General features: G+C 71.4%; 18 protein-coding genes and 1 pseudogene. 10 read left to right on the forward strand and 9 right to left on the reverse strand.

The features are described from left to right. Positions 1-63: 63 nt before the first annotated feature. Positions 64-1,902 carry a glycosyltransferase family 2 protein gene (locus AB0B45_RS36695; RefSeq protein WP_358140363.1) on the reverse strand — a complete coding sequence of 613 codons (1,839 nt, stop codon included), beginning with the start codon at positions 1,900-1,902 and terminating at the stop codon, positions 64-66. 347 nt (positions 1,903-2,249) lie between these two features. Here AB0B45_RS36695 and AB0B45_RS36700 point away from each other — a divergent pair, with 347 nt between their 5' ends. Next, positions 2,250-2,576, forward strand: a complete 327-nt coding sequence (locus AB0B45_RS36700) for a hypothetical protein (RefSeq protein WP_358140366.1) — start codon at positions 2,250-2,252, stop codon at positions 2,574-2,576. A gap of 18 nt (positions 2,577-2,594) precedes the next feature. Continuing rightward, a pseudogene (locus AB0B45_RS36705) lies at positions 2,595-2,726 on the forward strand (ClpX C4-type zinc finger protein); the annotation flags it as partial. 429 nt (positions 2,727-3,155) lie between these two features. Here the strand turns inward: AB0B45_RS36705 and AB0B45_RS36710 are convergent. Beyond that, on the reverse strand, positions 3,156-4,127 hold the full coding sequence (locus AB0B45_RS36710; protein WP_358140368.1) for a helix-turn-helix domain-containing protein: 972 nt from the start codon (positions 4,125-4,127) through the stop codon (positions 3,156-3,158). A 73-nt stretch (positions 4,128-4,200) separates the two neighbouring features. Between AB0B45_RS36710 and AB0B45_RS36715 the strand changes: the two genes are divergently transcribed. After that, on the forward strand, positions 4,201-5,502 hold the full coding sequence (locus AB0B45_RS36715) for an aminotransferase class I/II-fold pyridoxal phosphate-dependent enzyme (RefSeq protein WP_358140371.1): 1,302 nt from the start codon (positions 4,201-4,203) through the stop codon (positions 5,500-5,502). Here the strand turns inward: AB0B45_RS36715 and AB0B45_RS36720 are convergent. Both AB0B45_RS36720 and AB0B45_RS36725 read right to left on the reverse strand, forming a co-directional pair. Next, on the reverse strand, positions 5,492-6,679 hold the full coding sequence (locus AB0B45_RS36720; RefSeq protein WP_358140373.1) for a HAMP domain-containing sensor histidine kinase: 1,188 nt from the start codon (positions 6,677-6,679) through the stop codon (positions 5,492-5,494). The two genes, AB0B45_RS36715 and AB0B45_RS36720, sit on opposite strands and share 11 nt — an antisense overlap. Beyond that, positions 6,676-7,320 carry a response regulator transcription factor gene (locus AB0B45_RS36725; protein WP_358140375.1) on the reverse strand — a complete coding sequence of 215 codons (645 nt, stop codon included), beginning with the start codon at positions 7,318-7,320 and terminating at the stop codon, positions 6,676-6,678. The genes AB0B45_RS36720 and AB0B45_RS36725 overlap by 4 nt, the downstream gene beginning before the upstream one ends. Before the next feature lie 83 nt (positions 7,321-7,403). Here AB0B45_RS36725 and AB0B45_RS36730 point away from each other — a divergent pair, with 83 nt between their 5' ends. From AB0B45_RS36730 to AB0B45_RS36745, 4 genes are read left to right on the forward strand one after another with little or no spacing between them, the layout of a single operon-like run. Next, a complete protein-coding gene (locus AB0B45_RS36730; RefSeq protein ID WP_358140376.1) occupies positions 7,404-7,925 on the forward strand; it encodes a hypothetical protein in 522 nt (173 codons plus the stop codon). Continuing rightward, on the forward strand, positions 7,922-8,962 hold the full coding sequence (locus AB0B45_RS36735; RefSeq protein ID WP_358140378.1) for a peptidoglycan-binding protein: 1,041 nt from the start codon (positions 7,922-7,924) through the stop codon (positions 8,960-8,962). Before AB0B45_RS36730 ends, AB0B45_RS36735 begins: the two co-directional genes overlap by 4 nt. After that, entirely contained in the window at positions 8,959-9,618 is a 660-nt protein-coding gene (locus AB0B45_RS36740; protein WP_358140380.1) for an ABC transporter ATP-binding protein, read from the forward strand. The genes AB0B45_RS36735 and AB0B45_RS36740 overlap by 4 nt, the downstream gene beginning before the upstream one ends. Further along, positions 9,615-10,796, forward strand: coding sequence for an ABC transporter permease (locus AB0B45_RS36745; RefSeq protein ID WP_358140382.1), 1,182 nt, complete (start codon positions 9,615-9,617; stop codon positions 10,794-10,796). The genes AB0B45_RS36740 and AB0B45_RS36745 overlap by 4 nt, the downstream gene beginning before the upstream one ends. Positions 10,797-10,879: 83 nt before the next feature. Here the strand turns inward: AB0B45_RS36745 and AB0B45_RS36750 are convergent, their stop codons facing one another. The 3 genes from AB0B45_RS36750 to AB0B45_RS36760 all read right to left on the reverse strand — a co-directional run bounded on the left by AB0B45_RS36750 (position 10,880) and on the right by AB0B45_RS36760 (position 13,245). After that, complete coding sequence (locus AB0B45_RS36750; protein ID WP_358140385.1) at positions 10,880-11,854, reverse strand: alpha/beta fold hydrolase; 975 nt, start codon at positions 11,852-11,854, stop codon at positions 10,880-10,882. Between the two features lie 63 nt (positions 11,855-11,917). After that, positions 11,918-12,727 (reverse strand): aminoglycoside phosphotransferase family protein, encoded by an 810-nt coding sequence (locus tag AB0B45_RS36755; RefSeq protein WP_358140388.1) that lies wholly within the window; start codon positions 12,725-12,727, stop codon positions 11,918-11,920. Continuing rightward, on the reverse strand, positions 12,724-13,245 hold the full coding sequence (locus tag AB0B45_RS36760; protein WP_358140391.1) for a GNAT family N-acetyltransferase: 522 nt from the start codon (positions 13,243-13,245) through the stop codon (positions 12,724-12,726). Before AB0B45_RS36760 ends, AB0B45_RS36755 begins: the two co-directional genes overlap by 4 nt. 56 nt (positions 13,246-13,301) lie before the next feature. Here AB0B45_RS36760 and AB0B45_RS36765 point away from each other — a divergent pair, with 56 nt between their 5' ends. Next, positions 13,302-13,730 carry a nitroreductase family deazaflavin-dependent oxidoreductase gene (locus AB0B45_RS36765; protein WP_358140394.1) on the forward strand — a complete coding sequence of 143 codons (429 nt, stop codon included), beginning with the start codon at positions 13,302-13,304 and terminating at the stop codon, positions 13,728-13,730. 10 nt (positions 13,731-13,740) lie between these two features. Here the strand turns inward: AB0B45_RS36765 and AB0B45_RS36770 are convergent, their stop codons facing one another. Together AB0B45_RS36770 and AB0B45_RS36775 are read right to left on the reverse strand one after the other, a co-directional pair. After that, a complete protein-coding gene (locus AB0B45_RS36770) occupies positions 13,741-15,531 on the reverse strand; it encodes a serine/threonine-protein kinase (RefSeq protein WP_358140397.1) in 1,791 nt (596 codons plus the stop codon). Between the two features lie 341 nt (positions 15,532-15,872). Next, a complete protein-coding gene (locus AB0B45_RS36775; RefSeq protein ID WP_358140400.1) occupies positions 15,873-16,082 on the reverse strand; it encodes a DUF2283 domain-containing protein in 210 nt (69 codons plus the stop codon). A 691-nt stretch (positions 16,083-16,773) separates the two neighbouring features. On the opposite strand from AB0B45_RS36775, the gene AB0B45_RS36780 reads away from it, so the two are divergent. Continuing rightward, positions 16,774-18,471, forward strand: a complete 1,698-nt coding sequence (locus tag AB0B45_RS36780; RefSeq protein WP_358140402.1) for a thioesterase domain-containing protein — start codon at positions 16,774-16,776, stop codon at positions 18,469-18,471. After that, positions 18,468-23,195, forward strand: coding sequence for an amino acid adenylation domain-containing protein (locus AB0B45_RS36785; protein WP_358140405.1), 4,728 nt, complete (start codon positions 18,468-18,470; stop codon positions 23,193-23,195). The genes AB0B45_RS36780 and AB0B45_RS36785 overlap by 4 nt, the downstream gene beginning before the upstream one ends. Positions 23,196-23,199 lie beyond the last annotated feature (4 nt).

The raw sequence follows: 23,199 nt of genomic DNA on the forward strand, positions 1-23,199 counted from the left end.
CAAGCCTCCAGTAAGCGGATGAACCTCACTTACTTTAAGACATCGTCTTGCACCTGCATATAACTAGCAACTAGAACCGCCCAGCAGTCTTCGCAGCAGGGCCACCGGGGTGATCTTGCGGACGACCGCGCTCAGCCTGCCCTTGCCCGCCGTCGCGTACGGCCTGGCGCTGCTGCGCACCGGGCCCCGCCACCAGCTGCGCGGCTCCGCCACGGCGCCCGCGTCGGCCTCGATCCTGAACCGCGCGGGCGGTCCGCCCAGCTCCAGCTCCAGGTAGGCGTCCCAGGTGCCGGGCGCGAACCTGCCGATCGCGGGTTTGGCCGCGAACACCCCTCCGGGCAGCGCCACCACCCGCTCGGTGCGCTCCCTGCCGGTGTGGCGCTCCCTCCAGACCAACTGCCTGACTGCGCCCGCCTCGGGGATCCCCCCTCCGCCCACCGTGATCTCCCCGTCGAGGATCAGGCGGTGCCCCAGCGTCCAGCGGGTGCGGGTGAGCCGCGCGCTTCCCGGCACGGTGAGCACGTGCCCGCCGATGTCGAGGCTCAGGTTGCCGTTGGTCCTAGTGAAGTACGGCAGCGCGACCGAGGCGCCGACCAGGCGCGGAGCCGGCCTGGTGATGCCGCCGTCCCGCTCGGCGCCCAGCCTGCCCAGGCGGATGACGCCCTCGCACTCGATGGCGACGTAGAAGTCCCAGACGCCCGAGGACAGCTCGCCAGGGTCGATCTTCGCGGTGAATCCGCCTTCGCCGACCGGATCGGCGGGCATGACCAGCTCGCCGCCCTGCTCCTGCCTGGAGCGCAGCACCAGGGCGAGGCCGCCCTGCCGGTGGGGGCCGTCGAGCGCCGCCTCGCCCTCCACGGTCAGGCTGTCGCCCTCCCATCTGAGCCCGGTCAGCCGCCTGTACACGGTGGCGGCCTCGATGCCGGCCAGCCGTACGAGCCTGTCGATGTCGCCGAGCGCCGCCAGGCGCTGCAGGTCGGTGGCGGTGAGCTTGTCCTGGACGCCGGGCGTCAGCCATCTGTCGCACAGCGCGGCCACCTCGTTGGCGATCTCCTTGCGCCGTATGTCGTCGGCCATCAGGAAGGGGACGCCGAGCTGGGCGAAGACGTCGAGCCTGAAGTGGCGGCGGAGAAGGTGGTCACGTAGCGGGCCCGCCTCGACGTGGGCGGCCATCAGCTCGATGGGCTTGCTGATCATGGTGAGCCAGCCGAGGGGGTCTCGGCTGGCGGGCTGCTGCATGATGCTGCTGCCGTCCGGCCTGGCGACCAGGTGGTAGCAGTCGTAGTCGGCCACGACCGAGATGATCTCGGCGTGGCAGTAGGCGTGAACGCTGAAGACGATGTCCTCGCCGACCAGCTGCCCCTCGGCGAACCTGATGCCGTGCCGGTCGAGCATCTCCCTGCGGTAGAGCTTGAAGCAGCTCAGGCTGTTGTAGACGGCGCTCTCGCCCAGGTCGGCCCGGTCGGCGCTGTGCTGGAACATCGAGACGGGCGCGCGGCGGCCGTGCCCGACGACCTTGCCGAGCACGATGTCGGAGCCGTTCCTGTCGGCCATGGCGACCAGGCGCTCGAGCGCCTCGGGACCGAGGTAGTCGTCCGCGTCGCAGAAGAAGACGTAGCGGCCCCTGGCGTGGTCGAGCCCCGTGTTGCGCGGGCCGCCGGCGCCGAGCGCGTGCTTCTTGCGTACGACCTTGACCACGCCGCGGTGGTAGTGGGAGTAGAGCTCGAGCAGGTCGGAGCTGCCGTCGGTGGAGCCGTCGTCGACGACGACGATCTCCTTCTTCACTCGTTGGACCAGTGCGGAGGTCAGGCTGCGGTCGAGATAGTCACGGCAGTTGTGGACGGGGATGATGACGCTGACGTCCACACCGCCTTCGTCGCACTCCGTTGGTTTCTCAGCCACAGCCGCACCCCTCAGCCGTCACGTTCCGCGTGCATTCGGTTTCAGTATGTGACCAGACCGAGGTCCCGCGTGGCCGATCCGGCGGGTTGATGGCTTTACTTTCGGGACGACCGACACATCCCCCGGCGGCGCAAATTTGCTGATTAAGTTGGGTGAATCGTCGCCGTCCGGTGGCGCTGAATTCCCCTGCGGCGTAGAGAATCATCCCCCCAGGGAACAGTGCCCTACCCCCGGCCAACCTGCGTGATCCAGAGGCGTGAACGGCGCGTCTACACTCAGGCAACCTTGACTGAGAGGTGGCGGGAATGGGAACGGAACTCAGCCGTCAGACGACCGAGGATCCAGCCGTGCGATCTGCCGAACGCATCGTCTCCTCCGCACGACTCGCCGAGCTCTACGAGTGCTCGGCCCTGCTGCGCCGTACGCGCCAGCGGGCAGAGCAGATCGTGAACGAGGCGCGCGCGATGCTCGCCGAGGCCGAACTCTGCGAGGACCCGATCAGAGTGCTCGCGCTCAGCGCCCAACTCGAGGAGGCACGTGCGGCCTACCGCAGGATTCTTCAGGCCTACACCACCATCTGCCGCAAGATCGGCGAGGAGCGCAACGCCATCATCATGGCCCAGGTCAAGGAGACCAGAGCCGCCGTACACGAGGACTTGTCAGGGGTTGCCTGACAGAGTTAGTGTCAGGCCATGCCTGACAACTGGAAGGACAAGCTCCACTGCTCGTTCTGCCACAAGAAGAGCGCGGACGTCGGCAAGCTCATCGCGGGCCCCGGGGTGCACATCTGCGACCAGTGCGTCGGCCTGTGCAACGACATCCTCGAGACCGAACGGCTCGCCGGGCAGACAGAGCCGCGGCTGCCCATGTGGGAGGAGATGTCCGTGGACCAGATCCTCGACCACCTTCCCAAGATCGCGGCGGTGCAGGTGCAGATCGACGACAACCTTCACGACTGGGTGCGCCACCTCCGCACCCGCGACGTGAGCTGGGAACGCATCGGCGCCTCCCTGAGCATGACCCGGCAGTCGGCCTGGGAAAGGTTCAGGTAAACCACTGTGACCACTGGGGCGTCTCTTGATCAGGGAGGCCCACCATGCAGGTTCTCGATGGCCTCGCGGCGCCCGACCTGACCGAGCTAGCGCTGGAGCTCCTGCTGGTCGTCGCGTTGCACGAGGAGGCCGAACGGCTAGCCGCCGAATGAACGGGCTCCAGCTCCCCACCCCACCGGCCGGGGAGCTGGAGCAGGGGGCTCACTCGGGGAAACCCGAATCGAGCCTTCTCCTCTTCAGCGCCAGGTGGAGATGCAGCCTGGTCATGCCGTCGTCGAGGTCCGCGCCGAGCGCGTCGGCGATGCGCCCCAGCCGGTAGTAGAGGGTCGTCCTGTGCAGGTGGAGCGCGGCGGCGGTGCGCTGGGCGTTGCCGCCGAGATCGAGGTAGGTCTCCAGGGTGTGCGCCTGCTCGACGTCCAGCGCGGCCAGCGGGTCGTCCGCCGCGCCGAGCAGCATCAGGTACGGCCCCAGCCCCGCCCACGACACCTGGCGGGGCAGCGCGGGGTCGGCGGCGGCCAGGTGGGCGGCGGTCAGCGCCTGGCGGTACGCCTCGGGAGCCGCCTCGGGCCCCATCGTGTCGCTGTAGCCGCGGGTGACGCCCTCCTCCTCCGGCATGCCGTCGGCGGGCTGGCGGAGCAGGTAGGCGGCGTGGGTGTCGGTCACGAAGCCGCCGATGGCGTGGCGCTCGGGCCTGCCCGAGCCTGGGAGGACGACGCACACCTGGATGAGCCTCGGCGCCGTCCTGTTCCAGCCCTGGCCCGTGGTCAGCAGGCGGCGGACCATCGCGTCGGGATCCTCGTGCCATGCGGCCGCCAGCTCGCGGGCGGTCTCCTCGGCGAGCGCCAGCGCCCTGCCGTTCAGCGTCTGGCCCGGGTCGAGCAGCCACAGGTAGCCGAGCGTGCGCTCGCCGTCCCTGATGGGCACGCAGACCCTGGCGCCCATCCCCAGCTCCTCGTTGGCGGGCACGCGCACGGGCGCGGTCGCCGTGGCGATGCCGTGCAGGTCCTGCCACCGCCTGACCTCGGGCGCGACCTGCCTGGAGAGGATCGCGGCCACCCTGACGGGATCGGCGTCCGCGTGCTGTGAGCTGTAGGCCATCAGTCGACCGTCGGAGTCGTCGACGGAGACGCTCCGCTCGATGGCCGCGGCGAGCGCGTCGAGCCGTGCCTGCATTCCTACAAGTGTAGGAGCGGGTCCCTGCATCCACATCATGCGCCGGCCGAGGCCGTCTGCTTACGCTGGCCCCATGCTCGCCCCTCGTTCATGGGTGCCCGCCGCCTCCGATGACCTCGTGCAGCGCGGCGCGGCAGCCGTCTCCTCCCAGCCCGCCTCGGACACGCTCGCCGAGATCGACAGGCTCGCCGACCGCAGCCACCAGATCCACGACGTGGAGTGCGTCAACCTCAACCCCGCGACCAACGTCATGAACCCGCGCGCCGAGGCCCTGCTCTCGGCGGGCCTCGGTTCGAGGCCCTCGCTCGGCTACCCGGGCGACAAGTACGAGATGGGCCTCGAGGCGATCGAGCAGATCGAGATCATCGCCGCCGAGCTGGCCGCCGAGGTGTTCTCCGCCCGCTACGCCGAGGTCCGCGTGGGCTCCGGCGCGCTGGCCAACCTCTACGCGTTCATGGCCACCTGCAAGCCCGGCGACACGATCATCGCCCCGCCCCCCTCCATCGGCGGGCACGTCACCCACCACGCGGCGGGCGCGGCCGGCCTGTACGGCCTGACCACCCTCGACGCCCCCGTCCTGGCCGACGGCTACACCGTGGACGTCGCCGCGCTGCGCGAGCTCGCCTTGCGGGCCAGGCCCAGGCTGATCACCATCGGCGGCAGCCTCAACCCCTTCCCCCACCCGGTGGCCGCCGTTCGCGAGATCGCCGACGAGGTCGAGGCGTTCGTGCTGTTCGACGCCGCCCACGTGTGCGGGATGATCGCCGGAGGCGTCTGGCCGAACCCCCTGTCCCAGGGTGCGCACCTGATGACGATGAGCACCTACAAGAGCCTGGGCGGTCCCGCGGGCGGCCTGGTCGTCACCGACTCGCCCGCGCTGGCCGAGCGGCTCGACTCGATCGCCTATCCGGGGCTCACGGCGAACTTCGACGCCGGCCGTACGGCGGCGCTGGCCGTCGCGCTGCTGGACTGGAAGGTGGCGGGCAAGGCGTACGCGGAGATGATGGTGGGGACCGCCCACCAGCTGGCCGCCAGTCTGCAGGAGCTCGGCCTGCCCGTCTTCGGCGGCGGCACCAACTCCCACCAGTTCGCGCTCGTCGCCGGTGGCGGCGGCCAGGCCGCCGCCCGCAGGATGCGCCGGGCCAACCTGCTGGCCTGCGGCATCGGACTGCCCATGGCGCCGGTGCCCGGCGACGTCAACGGTCTGCGCCTGGGCACGCCCGAGATCGCGCGTCTGGGCATGACCGAGAACGACATGCCTGCCCTGGCCGCGTTCGTCGCCCGCAGCCTCGACCCCTCGGTGGATCCCGCGACGGTCGCGCCGGAGGTCACGGAGTGGCGGCGCGGCTTCTCCGGCGTCCACTTCACCTGCTGACCTCCCGCAGACCACCGGTCCCCCTCATGGGCCTGCCCACGGTCGCGACGCCCGCCGCCGCGGGCCTGGGCAGGCTCACGGTGACGGCCAGGCCGCCTTCCGGCCTCGGCAGCGCGGTCACGGTACCGCCATGCGCGTCGACGATGGCGCGCACGATCGACAGCCCGAGCCCCGAGCCCCTGTCAGAGCGCACCCGGTCGCCCGACAGCCGTCTGAACGGCTCGAACAGGTCGTCCACGTCGTACGGCGGGACCACCGGCCCGGTGTTCTCCACCGTGATGACCCCGTCGGCCGACACCCTGATCCAGACCTGGCCGTCGCGCACGTTGTACTTGATCGCGTTCTCCACCAGGTTGAAGACGCATCTTTCGAGGAAGAGCGGATCGCCCTCCACCTCGGCGTCGGACAGGTCCTGGTGGATGGTGACGCGGCGCTTGCGGGGCTGCAGGTCCAGCTGCTCCATCACGGTGCGCACGATGTGGCGCAGCTCGACCGGCCTGCGCTCGGCGAGCTCCTGCTCCGACTGGGCCAGCAGCAGCAGGCCCTCGATCAGCCGCTCGTAGCGCGAGTTGGTGCCCAGCAGTGCCCTGGCCAGCGCCTTGAGGTCGGGTGAGGCCTCGGGCTCCTCCAGCGACACCTCCAGGACCGTCCGGTTGATCGCCAGCGGGGTGCGCAGCTCGTGCGAGGCGTTGGCGATGAACCTGCGCTGCGCGTCGAACACCTTGTGCAGGCGGTCGAGCATCGCGTCGAAGGTGTCGGCCAGGCGCTTGACCTCGTCGTCGGGGCCGTTCATCCCGATCCGCTCGTGCAGGGTGCTCTCCGACAGGCGCTGCGCGGTCTCGGTCACCCTGTCGATGGGGCGCAGCGCGCGGTCGGCGATCAGGTAACCGAGCACCACCGCGATGATGCCGATGAGGATCATGACCATGAGGGAGGAGCGCAGCATCTCGGCCAGCACCTCGCTCGCCCGCGCCTCCACGTCGCTCCTGAGCGCGGTCTGCATCTGCTCCTTGGTCGGCAGCGCCGCATCAGGGCCGATCTTGGCGAAGGCCAGGACGAACTGCTTGCTCAGCGCGTTGCCGGTCAGCAGGTAGGTGAGCCAGAGCAGCACCGAGCCCGCCACGAAGAACAGCACGCCGTACAGGACCGTGAGCCTCGCGCGCAGCCCGAGCCTCACAGCCGGTACCCCTTGCCTGGCACGTTCTCGACGAGGGCGGGTGTGCCGAGCTTCCTGCGCAGCGCGGTCATGGTGACGCGCAGCACGCTGGTGTCGGTCGCCGCGTACTCGTCCCACACTTTCCTGCGCAGCTCGGCCGAGGTCACCAGCGCGCCTTGCGCGCGCAGCAGCTCCCTCAGCAGGTCGAACTCCTTGCGGCTCAGCGACACCGGCCGCCCGTCCCTGGTGACCGTACGGCGGGCGGGGTCGAGCCTGATCCCCGCCCTTTCCATCGCGGGCGGCGCCGCGGGCGAGGTACGGCGGGCCAGCGTCCTGATCCTGGCCACCAGCTCGGCGAAGGCGAACGGCTTGACCAGGTAGTCGTCCGCGCCGAGGGACAGCCCGTCGACCTTGTCGCGCACCTGCCCCGCCGCCGTGAGCATGAGGATCCTGCTCCTTCGCGTCAGCTCGCCGCAGACGTCGTCCCCGTGCACCTCGGGCAGGTCCCTGTCGAGGACGACGACGTCGTAGTCGGTGTAGGAGGCGCGTTCCAGCGCCTCCTGACCGTCGTAGGCCACATCGACGGCCATGGCGTGCAGCCTCAGGCCGCGCGCCACGGCGTCGGCCAGCTGTTCCTCGTCTTCCACGATCAGCACCCGCATGTTGACGAGAGTGCAGCACCGGCTGTTAGCCGTGAGTAAGCCGCTTATCCGGCTTTAGCGCCCTGTTGGGTGAAGTGAGCGGCATGAGAACACGACTACTCGTGGCCGCGCTGCCACTGTTCCTGGCCGCCGCGTGCGGATCCGCTCCCTCCACCACCGCGCAGGTGGCCGGCGCGGGCGACGGCGGCGCCTCCGCCTCCGCCAAGCCGAGCGCCTCGGCCACCATGGACCGCGACGAGGCACAGCTGAAGTTCGCGCAGTGCATGCGCGAGAACGGCGTCGACATGCCCGACCCCGACGGCAGCGGAGGCATCCGCATCCAGGGGAAGAAGGGCGAGCAGGCCAAGACCGAGTCCGCGATGAAGGCGTGCAAGCAGTACCTCGACGCGGCGGCGGGCGAGCGCAAGGCCATGGACCCCGCGCAACGCGACCAGCTGCTGAAGTTCGCGCAGTGCATGCGCGAGCACGGCGTCAAGATGGAGGACCCCGGCGCCGACGGCATGATCAAGATGCTGGGGAACGAGGGCGGCGAGCAGGCGATGAAGGCCGCCCAGGAAGCCTGCAAAGAGTTCGCCCCCGGCATGATGAAGGGCGGCGGGTCGTGAAGAAGGTCGCTCTCGCCGGCGCCTGCGTCCTCGCGGTCGCCGTCGCGGGTGCGGCGGTCGCCGTACTGGCCGATGGCGGCAGCGGGGCGGCGGCACCGGCCGCCGCGGCGGCGCCCGCCACGGCGGCGATCACCAAACAGGACCTGGTCGACACCAAGACCGTCAACGGCGCCCTCACCTACTCGGGCGAGCGCCAGGTGGCCGCGGGCGCGGCGGGCACCCTGACCTGGGTCGCGGCCGAGGGCTCCGTCATCAGGCGGGGCCGCCCCCTGTTCAGGACCGACCGCGACCCCACGGTCCTGATGTACGGCAAGCTCCCCCTCTACCGGACCCTGCAGCTGGGCGTCGAGGACGGGCCCGACGTCGAGCAGCTCGAACGCAATCTGGCCGCCCTCGGCTACGACGGCTTCACGGTGGACGACGAGTTCACCTACGCCACCTACGAGGCCGTCGTCGAGTGGCAGGAGGACAGGGGTCTGCCCGAGACGGGACGGGTGGACGCGGCGCAGGTCGTCTTCCTGCCGTCGGCGGTCAGGGTGACCGACGCCAGGGGCGAGGTCGGTGCCAGAACCGCTCCTGGGCAGCAGGTGCTCACGGTCAGCGGGCTGGACAGGGTCGTGCACGTGGACCTCGACACCGACGACCAGACGCTGGCCAAGAAGGGGGCCAAGGTCACCGTCGAGCTGCCGGGTGGCGAGAAGATGGCCGGGAAGATCACCTCGGTCGGCACGGTGGCCAAGACCGCCCAGGACAGCACGACCGTCGACGTCGACATCACGCTGAACAAGAGTCCCCGCACCAAGCTGGACCAGGCGCCCGTCGAGGTCGAGCTGGTCAGCGAGCGGCGCGAGGACGTGCTCGCCGTACCGGTGGAGGCGCTGCTCGCGCTGCGTGAGGGCGGGTTCGGCGTCGAGGTCGTCGAGGGCACGCGCACCAGGCTGCTGCCGGTCAAGGTCGGGGCGTTCGGCAGCGGCATGGTCGAGGTCACCGGTGAGGGGCTGGCCGAGGGCATGAAGGTCGGGGTGCCCGCGGAATGAGCATCATCGAGCTGCGCGGAGTCACCAAGACCTACAACGGGCACGTCCACGCGCTGCGCGGGGTGGATCTGACGGTCTCCTCGGGGGAGCTGCTGGCGATCATCGGCCCTTCGGGTTCCGGCAAGTCCACGATGCTGCAGATCATCGGCACTCTCGACCGGCCGACCTCGGGGACGGTACGGATCGCGGGCCACTCGGTCCTCGACCTTAACGACCGCCAGCTGTCCGCGCTGCGCGCCCGCCACCTGGGCTTCGTCTTCCAGCAGTTCCACCTCTCTCCAGGGGTGAGCGCGCTGGACAACGTGGCCGACGGCCTCCTCTACAGCGGCACCCCGCTGCGGGTCCGCCGCGAGCGGGCCGCCGCGGCGCTCGATCGCGTGGGTCTCGGCCACCGGCTCGACCACAAGCCGAACCAGATGTCGGGCGGCGAGCAGCAGCGCGTCGCGGTGGCCAGGGCCGTCGTCGGCGACCCTCCGCTGCTGCTCGCCGACGAGCCGACGGGCAACCTCGACTCGGCCGCGGGAGCCGAGGTGCTGAAGATCATCAAAGAGCTCAGCGAGGCGGGGACGACCATCGCGATCATCACCCACGACAACGAGATCGCCGAATGGTGTCCCCGGCAGGTGCGGGTCAGGGACGGGCTGGTGCTGGCATGAAACCGGCCAGGCTGAGCCTCCCCGACGTCTTCAGGGTCGGGGCGTCGGGGCTGCGCGCCCGCCCGACCCGAGTGATCCTGTCGGCGCTCGGGATCGCCATCGGGATCGCCACGATGATCGCGGTGATCGGCATCTCGTCGTCGTCGCGGGAGCAGCTGCTGCGCCAGCTCGACAAGCTGGGCACCAACATGCTGACCGTCTCGGCGGGCAACACCGTCTTCGGCGAGCCAGCCAAGCTGCCCGTCGAGGCGGTCGACATGGTCGCGCGCATCGGACCCGTCTCCTCTGCCTCGGCCACGGGTACCGCGCCCGCGACCGTGCGGCGGACCTCCCATATCGACGAGGCCGTGACCAGCGGCATCAGCGTGCAGGCGGCCACCACGTCACTGCTGACCACGCTGGAGGGCGGCGTGGCCAAGGGGATCTGGCTGAACGACGCCACCTCCCGCCAGCCCGCCGTCGTCCTCGGCGCCAAGGCCGCCGAACGGCTGGGCATCACTCGCACCGGCGTGCGGGTGTGGATGGGCGGGCGGTGGTTCACGGTGATCGGGATCCTCAACCCGACGCCGCTGGCCCCCGAGATCGAACGCTCGGCGCTCGTCGGCTTCCCCGTCGCCGAGGAACTGCTCGGCTTCGACGGGCACCCCACGACGCTCTACGAGCGGTCGGCCGAAGAGGCCGTCGAGGCGGTACGAGACGTGCTGCCGCGCACGGTCAATCCGGAGCACCCCAACGAGGTCGACGTCAGCCGCCCCTCCGACGCCCTGGCCGCCAAGGCCGCGGCCGCGGGCGCCTTCACCAACCTGCTGCTCGGCCTCGGCGCGGTCGCGCTGCTGGTCGGCGGTGTCGGCGTGGCGAACACGATGGTCATCTCCGTGCTCGAACGCCGCAGGGAGATCGGTCTGCGGCGCTCGCTGGGCGCGACTCGGGGGCAGGTCCGCATCCAGTTCCTGTCGGAGTCGCTGCTGCTGTCGGCGCTCGGCGGGGTGGCGGGCGCGGTCCTCGGCGCGCTCGCCACCATCGGGTACGCGATGTCGCGCGACTGGCCCCCTGTCGTGCCCCCCTGGGCGATCGGCGGCGCGGTCGCGGCCACGCTCGTCATCGGCACCATCGCGGGCCTCTACCCAGCCATGCGCGCGGCCCGCCTCTCCCCGACCGTGGCCCTGTCCACCACCTGACCGCGGTACGGCGGCGGCATCCGGCGAAGCGCCCGATGCCGCCGCTCAGCGCGTCAGGATCTCGCCCAGTGGGATCGGGGCGATCATGAACACGGACTGGCGTCTCCTGGGCCTCCTGCGCGACCTGCGGAGCTGACGAAGGTCGCCACCTCCTCCAGCAGTCCGGGATCCACCGGGCGGGCGTACTGCTCGCGATAGGTTCGGCGCGAAGCGGGGCCGGGGTCGCAGCGCAGGAGGTGGGTGAGGTCGGGGAAGCGGCGCGTCTCCACCGGGCCGTGGACGAGGTCGTCGATCACGTCGAGGTCGTCCAGATCCACGTTCAGGTCCTTCTCCCCCGTGATCGCCAGCACCGGCACCCGGATCGCCTCGAAGTCCCGCTTCGGGTCATAGGTGAGCCACTCGCGGAACGCGCGCGACACGGGGAAGCCGTAGATCCGCGCGGTGTCGCCCTTGGCCGCCTTGAGCTTGGCGAACATCCGCCGCACCTGCTCCTGCGGCGTACGGCCGAGCAGCCGCAGCGCCATCCTGACGGGCGAGGGGAGATCGTCCTTTCCCCAGCGCGCCGCGCCCCACAGGTAGACCTCCTCGCCCGTCTGGGCGGCGCATCCGAGGAGAACGGCCGACGCGGCGCCCGCGTGCGCGGCGAGCCACGCGGCCTGCTCCGCGCCCTCGCTGTAGCCGATCGCGCCCACGGTGCTCACGTCAGGCCTGGCCGCCACCGCCCGCAGGACCGCGGCGGCGTCCTGGCGATACCGGGCCAGCGGCGTCGTCCGCGCGGCGCCCGGCGTCTCGCCGACGCCGCGCGGGTCGAACCGGTAGGACGCCACCCCCTTCGCGGCGAGCGCCTCGGCCGTCGGCCTGCCGAGGTTGAGCCGCGCGCCGCCCCTGTTGGCCTCCCTGTCCAGCTGGATGGGCCAGCTGAGCACCATGGCGGGGTACGGCCCCTCCCCCTCGGGCAGGGCCAGGGTGCCTGCGATGACCAACCCGTCATCGGCGGCCACGGTCATCCCGATCTCGCGCAACCGACCCTCCTGTGCCGCGTTGACCTGCCCTTCCATTGTTTCACTTAGGCGGTCGGTCGGACTTTCCGCGGTTCCTCTCGCGTCTCGCCGAGGAGGGTCTCAAACAGCGGTTTCCAGCACCCTCGTCGTCTTCTCGATGTAGCGGTCGACCGGTTCGCCGTTCAGAAGCGCGGCGCCGATCATCTCGACGGCGAACGTGGCCGCCCACACGCGCGCCCGCCGGTAGGTCTCGGCGTCCACGGCCGATCGGACCGCGTCCCACCCGTGCCAGGCGAGGCAGGCGGCGTCCACCGCGGGGTCGAAGGGCTGCGCGAGATCCCAGTCGAGGACCCCGACCACGACGCCGTCGGGACTCCAGTGGACGTTGTCCCCCGCCAGGTCGCCGTGGACGAGACCCGCGGGGACCGGCTCCAGCTCCGCGGCCGCCGCCACCCTGCGCCGCGCCTCGGCACGCACGTGGCTCGGCAGCCTCGGCAGGACCTCCTCGACGAGGAGCTCCTCCCAGCGGTCCCGCCCCGCGTAGGCGTGCGGTTCGTCCAGCACGTCCTTGACGTCTGCCAGGTCGACGGCCGCGAGAGCGTCCAGGAGGGCGCGCAGCCGTACCGGATCCCCGCTGCCCTTGGGATGCGCGGCCCCGTCGACCCAGCTCAGCGCCACGGCCACACGGTCGCCGACCGTCGCGACAGGGCCGAGCGGCTCGGGAACGCGGAACGGGAGGTCCGTCGCCGCCAGGCGGGACAGCAGCTCGGTCCGCCTGGACAGCTCGGCGGCGGCGGTCTCGTGCCGCGCGATCCGCACGACCGCGACACCGGGGATCAGGACGACGTCGTGGAACTGCCCGCTCGCGAGCCTGGCGGTGTCCATGGACGTTCCCGGCAGGAGCGCTGCCGCGATCTCCAAAAGCTTCATCGGCCGAGCCGGTCGACGAAGCCGAGCCGCCGGTTCATCGCGATCGCGGACGCGTTGCGCGGGTGGTGGAAGGTCGCCGGCCGCCGGTACCCGGACGAGCGGACGAAGCGGATCGCCAGCAGCTTCAACGCCAGCGACAACCCCTGCCCCCTGTACGGCGCGAGCACGCCGGTCATCTCGCTGAACGCGTGTCCCTTGTCGGGGTGCAGCGACGTGCCCGACATCCCGACCCACCGCCCGCCGTGCAGCGCGAGCACGACCCCTGCCGTCTCGAACGACGGCACCTCGATGCGCTGGGCGACGTACTCGTCGTAGGTGTAGAACTCGCCGCGCTCGGGGATGTCGGCCGAGCACGTCCTGTTGAGGTCGTAGAGCGCGCGCCGGTGCTCGGCCGTGTCGCCCAGCTCGGCCAACGTCGTGAAGGTGATGCCCGACTCCTGCGCCCGTTCGAGATACGGCTCGAAAGCCGCGTCGTCGAATTGGTCCACGTCCAGCTCAAGCCGTACCCAATCCACCATGAAGACACCGTATCGGGCTTGACTTGAACCCCTCTTGAGGTCCGAAGCTGATCCCTATGGACGAAGAGATCTTTGACAGCACGACCGGCTGGGTCGCCGACCACATCCGCACCTACCTGGAGACCAACGGCGAGAAGGGCCACATGTACCAGGGCTGGCCCACCCTCCTGCTCACCACGCGCGGCAGGAAGTCGGGCAAGCTGCGGAGGACCGCGCTGATCTACGGCCAGGACGCCGACCGCTACCTGCTGGTCGCCTCCAACGGAGGTTCGGCCGCGCACCCCGCCTGGTACCTCAACGTGATGGCGGAACCTGACGTGACGCTGCAGGTGAAGGCGGACAGGTTCGCCGCGAGGGCGCGCACCGCCACGGCGGAGGAGAAGCCCGCGCTGTGGACGGCGATGACCTCGATCTTCCCCCTCTATGACAGCTACCAGACCAAGGCCGATCGCGAGATCCCACTAGTGATCATGGAAAGGGTGTGATTCCGACCCGCTACCACCTGATCCAGGGACTCTCCCTGCCGCCGCTGTAGTCCCCCGAGCCCGCTCTCCTCCACCGCTGCCGGACGTCGAGTTTGTCCCCGGTGGGCGCGACCGTGGCGGTGTACGGGCCGCACTTCAAAAAGCCGTTGCCGCCGGAAGGGGAGACCCCCGAGCAGAAGAAGCGCTGGGAGACGGGGACCTCCGCGTCGGTGTTGTACACCTCGATGAGGATGTCCGACGGGGCCGAGGACCCTCTGATCCGCCCCTTGAGGTAGATCTTGCCGCCCGCCACAGCTATGCACGGCGACATCTCCACGCCCGTGCCGGGCCCGGCGGAGATCCAGTCACGGCACATGTAGTCGGGCGTCGTGTGTCGGCTCGGGGGCGCGGACGGGCCGTCCTCGCCCTCGCCCATCACGAGCGTCGATTCCCGGGGTTTCGGCGTCTTGACGTCCTGCGGCTTGGGTGCGGTCGTCGGCGGCTGGGAGACGGTCTCCTTTTCGGGGAGGGTGCGCGGTGGCTCCTCCTGCTCCTGCTTCTGCTCCTCCTTCGGCGGCGGCTTCGGCTCTTCTTTCTCCTTGTTCTTCGCCTTGTCCTTGGTCGGATCGACGACATGGACGGGCGGGACGGCGTCGCCGGAGGTCACCACGACGACCTTGGAGGAGTCGGCGTCCGCCTGTTTCGCGACGGCCTCGGCGTCCCGGGCCCGCCACGGCGCCACGAACACGACCGCCACCCCGCTGAGCACCAGGGCCACGGTGGCGGCCGCGATGACCGTCACCCGCCGCCTGGACGACGTGCGACGGGTCGAGGCCACGGTCCCGTCGACGCCCGCCGTCCCCGCGCGGAGACCCACGCCTGTCTCCCGCGACCCGGGACCGGCAGGGGCGGACCCCTGCGGGAGACCCGACGAGGGGACGGGTTCGGAGGTGACCGACGGAGCGTCTCCCCTGGCGACACGGGGAAGGGCGGGCAGCCCCTCCAGCGAGGGCGCCGCCGCGCGCAGCGCCACCGCCACCTCCGCCGCACGGGGACGATCCGCCGGGTTCTTCGCGACGCACGCCGAGATCACCGCCCACATCGCGTCCGACATCCCGGGCAGCCGCCGAGGCATCGCGGTCGCATGCTGCCTGAGCAGGGCCATGGGATGCTCGCCGACGAACGGCGGGCGGCCGGCGAGCAGCTCGTAGAGGATCAGGCCGAGGGCGTACACGTCCACCGCCGGCGTGGGAGCGCTGCCGTCGGCCACCTCGGGCGACAGGTACGTGGGCGTGCCGATGATCGAGGTGGTCTGGGTGATTCCGGGGCCGTGGACGATGCGGGCCACGCCGAAGTCCGTCAGCCGCACCTGCCCGGTGGCGCCGTCGATCAGGACGTTGCCCGGCTTGATGTCGCGGTGCACGATGTCCAGGGCGTGCGCGGCCGCCAGCGCGTCGGCGACCTGCGCCATCAGCTGTGCCGCCTCGGCCTGGGGCAACGTGCCTTGCCGCTGGAGCAGGACACGGAGATCCCCGCCCTCGACGAGGTCCATCACGAGGGCGAGCCGCTCCCCCTCGATGACGAAATCGCGCACCGTGACGATGTTGGGGTGGCGCAGCGCCCGCATCACGTTGCGCTCCTGGACGAAGCGCAGGACCAACTCCTGGTCACCGGCGAGGCTGTCGCGCAGCAGCTTGACCGCCACGATCTCTCCGGCGTCCCGGCTGCGCGCCCGCCAGACGGTCCCCATCCCGCCGGCGCCGATCTCCTCCAGGAGCACGTACCGGCTGCCCAGAGACTCCTCGGACCCGCCCGTCGTCATTGTTCGCCTTTCGCCCTGCAACAGAACTAGATCACCATAGTCACGTAAATCAGGGCCAGAAAGGTCACGAGGGTTCGCCTTACCTGTTCGGGGATGCCTGCCGCACCCCCGGCGCTGCCGTCGACGCACGATCGAGGACCTCATGACGGCTGGTCAGCTCGCGGCGACCCGTCCAGCCCGCCGCACCTCGCCGGCGTCCATCCCCGCGCGGGCGTCCGCCTTCACCGCTGTTCCCACCCGAGGACCTCGCGAGCCGGCTCCGGCGGATCGCGGCCGAGGTGCTTCCCACCGTCGGCTGATCAGCCTGGCACCGGCCGCACGACGGCCGGGGAGCCTTGATCTCATGCGGGGCGCCGTTCACCGGGCCACGCGGCGATGATCTCGATGCCGATCACTCGTCCGCTCTCGTCCAGATCCAGGTTCACCATCGCGTGGTCCACCGCGACCGTCTCCGCCACACCGCCGGGCGCGATGGGCCCGCGCAGGTAGATGTACGCCGCCTCGGCCTCGGGGTCGTACGTCCACGTGCCGGGATGCTGTTCCAGGGCCATCGCCTCTCCTGTTGGCAGAAGTGCCGGCCGCCGCGCGCCCTCCGGCACGCCGAAGCCTCTGACAGAAGTAGACAACCAGGTGGGCGAGCGTGCCGTCAGGCCACCTGCGACAACCGCCCATGACATCTCGGAGACGCCGCGGCGACAGGCGGGATCGTGGACACGGCGGATGACTTCACCGGACTGGAACGCGCCATTTCTCCCAGTAAACGCATGGGTAACGCCACTGCCAGCACGTTTGCCCGATTTGACCAATTTATTGACCAAAACTCGACAGCAAACGTCGATTCGGGCATCCCTCTTGCTGAAGGAGGGGACCGGAATGCCAGTTTCGGTCACTTCCTCTCGGTGGCCCACCGTGACCGTGGGTGCTCGAAACGGCATCGCGCCAGGAGGTGCGGCGCCTCAGCGGTTGACACTCGCCCCAACCGAAACCCCACCACCTTGAGCTTTTTCATTTCGAAACAATGCGCTGCCTGATTCGTAACAATGCCCGAAATCACTATTTCGACATTGCTGGAAATTTCGCCCCTTGACTGGGTTTCGGACGAAATAATAGGAAGGGCGTGGCTTTGGCGCTGACCGGTCCTCGGCAGGACGAAACCCTGCACGAGCGATCCCGTACTCCGCTGTTCGAGCGACGATCTCGCACGGGCTGACGGATCCATCTGGGGGGTGACTTCGCGTAGCAATGCGACAGGATGACGCGTTACTGGATCCACCGTTCGCCTCGCTGACGCGGCACCTGCCTGGCGCTCCCCTGCTGTTCTGCCTCCCCTACGCGGGCGGCGACGTCTCCGCCTTCTGGGCGTGGCGGCAGGCCTTCGAGGGCGCCTTCGACGTGCGGGTGGTGATGCTTCCCGGCCGCGACGGCCGGATCGCGAGGCCCGGGGCGCTCGCCCCGGAATCCATCGCCCGCGCCATCGCCGCCCACCTCACCGCCCCTGCCGAGGAAGCCCCGGCCCTCATAGCGGCGAGCCCTCAAACCGCGACCCCGAACACCCCGAGCCCACAAGCCGCCAGCCCGCAGGCCGCGACGCCGGAGGTCCTGAGCGCGGAGGTCCCGGCGCCGGAGGTCGTGAGCCCGGAGGTCCCGACGTCGGAGGTGTCGCAGGTCAGGGCGCCGGAGGTGTCGCAGGTCAGGGCCCAGGGGTCGCAGGCCGGGCGGCCGTACGCGATCTATGGGCACAGCATGGGCGCGCGGCTCGCCTTCGAGGTGGCGCGCGAGCTGCGGCGGCTGGGCGTGCACCCGCCCCTGCGCATGTACGTCGGCGCCGCACACCCGCCCGAGCGTCAGGAGACCCTGGCCCGCTGGACGAGCCTGGACGACGAGGAGCTCGTCGACGAGGTGATCCACCGGCTGGGCACGCCGGAGGCGCTGCGGTCGCAGCCCGAGGTCAAGGCGCTGCTCGTGCCCGCTCTCCGCACCGACATGGCGTGGCTGCGCGGCTACCGCTACGCACGGCAGGAGCCTCTGGGCTACCCGGTCGTCGCCTTCGCCGGCGCGCACGACCGTGAGGTGGTCGATCCGTCGATGCTCGGCTGGGCCCGCCACACCTCGTCCTGGTTCCGCCTGCACACGCTCGACGCGGGCCACCTCTTCCTCAACACGCACGGCGAGCAGGTGGCACGAGCGATCGCCGAGGACTTCCACGGCACGGGCTCCCCCGAGCAGCCCGGCGAGGACGAGGTGCACGTCTGGCTGGCCGACCTCGCGCGGTTGCCTGAGGTGTGCGGGGCGGTCGGCGAGCTGTCCCCCAAGGAGGCGGGGCGGGCCGCCCGGTTCCGGCGCCAGGAGCACAAGGACTGGTACGTGGGCCGCTCGGTGGTGCTCAGGCGGCTGCTGCGGAGCTACGGCGTCGAGACCGGTGTCGAGGAGTTACGCACCAAGCCGGGCGGCAAGCCGTACACCGGGACGGACCTGACCTTCAGCATGAGCCAGTCGGGCGGACTGGTGCTGGTGGCGCTCGCCTGGGGCCGCGAGGTGGGAGCGGACGTGGAGCGGTTCCGGCCGCTCGCCGACGAGCAGGCGTTCTGCGAAGGCGCGCTCGACGAGCGAGAGGCGGCCGAGTTCGCGGCGCTGCCCGAGGAGTTGCGGCTGCACAGCGCGCTGCGCACGTGGACGGCCAAGGAAGCGGTGCTCAAGGCGAGCGGGGACGGGCTGCGGGTCGATCCCGCGCTGTTCGGGTTCGCGGGGCAGCAGCCGGGGGCGACGTGGGTCCCCGACGCGGCGCCCCAGGTGGCGAGGCTGGCGGAGTGGCGGGTGACGCACCTGCCGCTGGGGCGGGCGATCGGCGCGGTCGCCGTGCGTTCCTCCCGCTTCCGCCTGCGTTTCGAGACGGTACGGCAGAGCCAGACGGAACCGCATCGCGTGGAGGCCGCAGGATGACGCTGACCTCGCTCGGCACGAGCTGGACGGACGGGCCCGCGCACACGCCCCCTGACGGGTTGCTCTGCGACCTGATCCTGGCGCAGGCGGCGCGGACACCCGACGCTCCGGCGATCCGGCAGTGGGGCGCCACGCTGACCTACGCCGAGCTGGTCGCCCGCGCGGGAGACCTGGCGGCACGGCTGGCAGGGCTCGGCGTCGGGCCGGAGACAAGGGTGGGCCTGTGCGCGCGGCGCACGCCGCTGATGCCGGTGGCGGTGCTCGGCGTGATGCTGGCCGGGGGCGCGTACGTGCCGCTGGATCCCGGGCATCCGCGCAGGCGGCTGGAAGAGGTGCTCGACGACGCCGGGATCGCGGTGGTCGTCGTGGACGGAGCCGGCAAGGAAGTGCTCGACGGCTGCGACCGCACTCTGATCGGAGCCGAGAACACCGAAGCCGACAGCGCCGGGGTGGAGCGCCAGGAGAGCGCGGCTGTGGCGGGGAACGCCGCGTACGTTCTCTACACCTCCGGCTCAACCGGGCGGCCCAAGGGCGTGGTCGTCAGCCACCGCAGCGCCGTCGCCTTCGCCACCGCGACCGTCGCGCACTTCGGCCTGGACGGATCCTGCCGGTCGATCGCCTTCTCCGCCCTCGGGTTCGACGTCTCGGTGATGGACATGCTCGCACCGCTCACCGCGGGCGGATGCGTGCAGCTGGTGCCGGACGAGGACCGGGTGGACCCGGCCAGGCTGCAGCGGTTCCTCGAAGAGCACGAGGTCACGTGGGGATTCATCCCGCCGGCGCTGCTGCCGCTCGTGGATCCCACGCGGCTGCCGTACCTGCGGGATCTCGTGACGGCGGGCGAGCCGCCAGGGCCCGAGCAGGTGGCGCGGTGGTCGGCGCACGCGCGCTTCCACAACTGGTACGGCCCGACCGAGTCGACGGTGTGCGTGGTCGGCGGCGCGTTCGACGGGGTGTGGGAGCGTCCGCTGCCGATCGGAAGGCCGCTGCGCGGCTGCCGGGCGCACATCCTGGACGAGGAGCTGAACGAGTGCCCGCCGGGGGTGCCGGGTGAGCTGTTCATCGGCGGGCCTCAGGTCAGCCGCGGCTACCTGGGCCGGCCTGGGCTGACGGCCGAGCGGTTCGTGCCCGACCCGTTCTCGGCGGAGCCCGGCGCGCGGCTGTACCGGACCGGCGATCACGTGGCGTGGGAGGACGACGGCCGCATCTCGTTCATGGGCCGCCTGGACCGGCAGGTGAAGGTTCAGGGGCAGCGGGTGGAGATCGGCGAGGTGGAGTCGGCGCTGCGCGCCCATCCGGGCGTGCTGCAGGCGGTGGTGGACTTCGCGGGCGAGCTGGTGGCCTACGTGACGCCGGAGGACGCGCCCGACCTGGCGGCCCTGCGCGAGGACCTGTCGGTGCGGCTGCCGCCGTACATGCTGCCCAGCAGGCTGGTACGGCTGGCCATGCTGCCGCTGAACGCCTCGGGCAAGGTGGACCTGGCCGCGCTCAAGGCGACGGCCCAGGCAAAGGAGGCGGCCCGGGTCGAGGGGCCGGGTGACGCCGACGGGCTGGCCGGGATCTGGGCCCGTGTGCTCGACGCGCCGGCGCCCGGCGACGAGGACGACTTCTTCGAGCACGGCGGCCACTCGCTGCGGGCGATGCGTCTGGTCGCCGCGGTCCGTGCGGAGCTCGGCCGGAACGTCTCGGTCGAGGACGTCTACGCGGCGCGCACCTTCGGCGAGCTGAGCGACCTGGTCGGGCGGGCCCCGCACGACACCGGTGACGCCCCGCCGACCGGCAGTCCCGCGGCCCTGTCGCCGGCCCAGCGCCGGATGTGGTTCGTGGAGCAGCTCGTGCCGGGCTCGGCGGCGCACAACATCGCGATGGCCGAGCGCGTCCGGGGCCCGTTGGACCCGGCGGCGCTGAGGAGCGCGCTGACGGCGGTCGTGACGGCGCACGAGGTGCTGCGCTGGCGGGTGGGCGCGCGTGACGGGGTGCCCGAGGTGTCGGTGGCGCCGCCGTACGAGGTCCCGCTGCCGATCGACGAGCTCTCCGGCACGGCGGGGCTCGCGGAGCTCATGGAGGCCGAGGCGCGAGCGAGGTTCGACCTGGCCACGGGACCGCTCCTCAGGGCGAGGCTGATCCGGCTGGCGCCCGACGACCACGTGCTCTGCCTGACAGTCCACCACCTGGTCTTCGACGGCTGGTCGCAGGACGTCCTCTACCGCGACCTGGCCGCCGCCTACCGCGGTCAGGCCCTCGGCGATCCGGAGCACGGCTTCGCCGACTACGTGCGCTGGCTGCGCGAGCAGAGCGACGCCACCGCCCTCACCTGGTGGCGCGACCATCTGAAGGACGCCCCGCTGGTGCTCGACCTGCCCAGGGACCACGGCAGGCCGCCTGAGCAGACGTTCAGGGGAGCCGCCTGCCGCGCCGAGCTGGACGCGGCGACGGCGGGCCAGGTCGGCGCGCTGGCGGCCAGGCTGGGCGCGACGCCCTACTCGGTGCTGCTGGCCGCCTTCGGGCAGCAGCTGGCCCGCCTGTCGGGGCGCGAGGACCTGGTGGTCGGCGCGGCGTACGCGGACCGGCCGCACGTGGCCTTCGACCGGCTGGTGGGCATGTGCGTGCAGATCCTCCCGCTGCGGCTGCGGCCGAGGGACGGGTTCGACGAGCAGGTGACGGCCTGCGCGACGGAGCTCAACGCGGCCATCAAGCACAGGGACGTGCCGCTGACGCCGCTGCTGGAGTTGCTGCGGCTGCCGCGCGACCTGGGCCGCAACCCGGTCACGCAGGTGCTGTTCAACATGTACAACTTCGCCGAGGCACGGCTGGACCTGCCGGGCTGCGCGAGCGAGCCGCTGCGGCCTGGGCTGCCGGGCGCGCTGTTCGACCTGACCATGTACGTGAGCGAACGCGCCGACGGCTACGCGCTCGAGCTCGTCTACAACCCGGACCTCTACGCCGCCGAGCGCATGGACGCGCTGCTCACGGGCTATGTGGACCTGCTCGGCGAGCTGCTGACCGGACGTCGCGCGCCGGAGGCCCCCGAGAGCGAGCTGCCCGGGTGGGACGGGCCGGGGCTGCTCGACGACGACGCCTACGGGAGCCTGCGGCGCAGGACCGTGGCGGCGATCCGGCGGGCGGGGGTTCGACCGGGCGAGACGGTCGCCGTCCTGGCGTCCAGGGTGCCCGAGCTGCCGGGGCTGCTGCTCGGCGTGCTCGCGTCGGGGGCGCGGTGGCTGGTCGTCGACTCCGCCCATCCGCCTGCCGTACAGGAGAGGCAGGCGGCGGGAGCGCGGGCCGTGATCAGGTGCGCGCCGGGGTTGGAGGGGCTGCCCGAGATCGTCCTCACCGACGAGGAGGACGCCTCGATCCACCCCGAGCGCGGCTACCTGTCGCTGACGTCCGGCACCACCGGCGACGCCAAGCCGGTCGTCACCACGGACCGCCCGCTGGCCCACTTCGCCGACTGGTATGTCAGGAACTTCGGGATAACGCCGGAGGACCGGTTCGCGCTGCTGTCCGGGCTCGCGCACGATCCCGCGCTGCGAGACATGTTCGTCCCGGTACGAGCGGGCGCGCGGTTGTTGGTCCCCGAGCAGGACCTGCTGCGCGACCCGGTACGGCTGGCTGCCTGGCTGGGCGAGCACGCGATCACCGTCCTGCACCTGACCCCGCAGCTCGCCGCGATGCTCGCGGGCACCGGCGCGACGCTGCCCGCCGCCAGGCTGGTCGGCGTGGGCGGCGACCGCTTCACCTGGGCCGAAGCCGCCAGGCTCAGGCGGCTCGTGCCCAACGCCAGGCTGGTCGCCTTCTACGGCACGACCGAGACGCCGCAGGCCCACGCCTGGTACGAGCTGGGAGAGCCCACGGCCGAGCCGGTGCCCATCGGCAGGCCGGTCGAGGGCAGCGAGATCCTCGTCCTCACCGCTGATGGCCGCAGGGCCGCCGTGGGCGAGCTGGGCGAGGTGGTCGTCCGCAGCCGCCACCTCTCCACCGGCTACCTCGACCAGGCGCTGACGAAGGAGCGTTTCGACGGCGACCGGTTCCGCACCGGCGACCTCGGCAGGCTCAACCCTGACGGCACCGTGAGCCCGGCCGGCCGCGCCGACGACCAGGTGAAGGTCCGCGGCTTCCGGGTCGAGCTCGGCGAGGTGGAGTCCGCGCTTGCCGCCTGCCAGGACGTGCGGGCCGCCGCTGCCGTGGCCGAGAGCGGGACGCTGACCGGCTACGTGGTGCCCGCCCGGCCCGGACTGGCCGCTCACCGGGTGCTGGAGCAGCTCCGTCGCGTCCTGCCCGAGCACGCGGTGCCAGGCGAGGTGGTGCTGCTGCCCGCGCTGCCGCTGACGCCCAACGGCAAGGTCGACAGGGCGGCGCTGCGCCGCCCGCCCGCACGGGCCGCCGAGACGGCCAAGGGCGACGGCCACCTGGACGGGCCCACCCAGAAGGTGGTCGCCCAGGTGTGGCACGCCGTCCTGGGGGTGCCGCGGCTCGGGCCCGACGACAACTTCTTCGAGATCGGCGGCCACTCGCTCGCCATCGCCGCCGTGCAGGCGCGGCTGAAGGCGGCGACCGGCCGCGACATCCCGATCGTGGAGCTGTTCCGCCACCCCACGATCAGCACGCTCGCCGCCCACCTCGACGGCGGGGGCGGCAGCCCCGGCCTGGACAGGGCGGCCCGCCGCCTCGCCGTGAGGCGGGACCGGCTGAGGAACCGAAACGAGAAGGGGACGACTCCATGACCGA

The sequence above is a fragment of the Nonomuraea sp. NPDC049152 genome, assembly GCF_040648355.1.
Lineage (GTDB): Bacteria > Actinomycetota > Actinomycetes > Streptosporangiales > Streptosporangiaceae > Nonomuraea.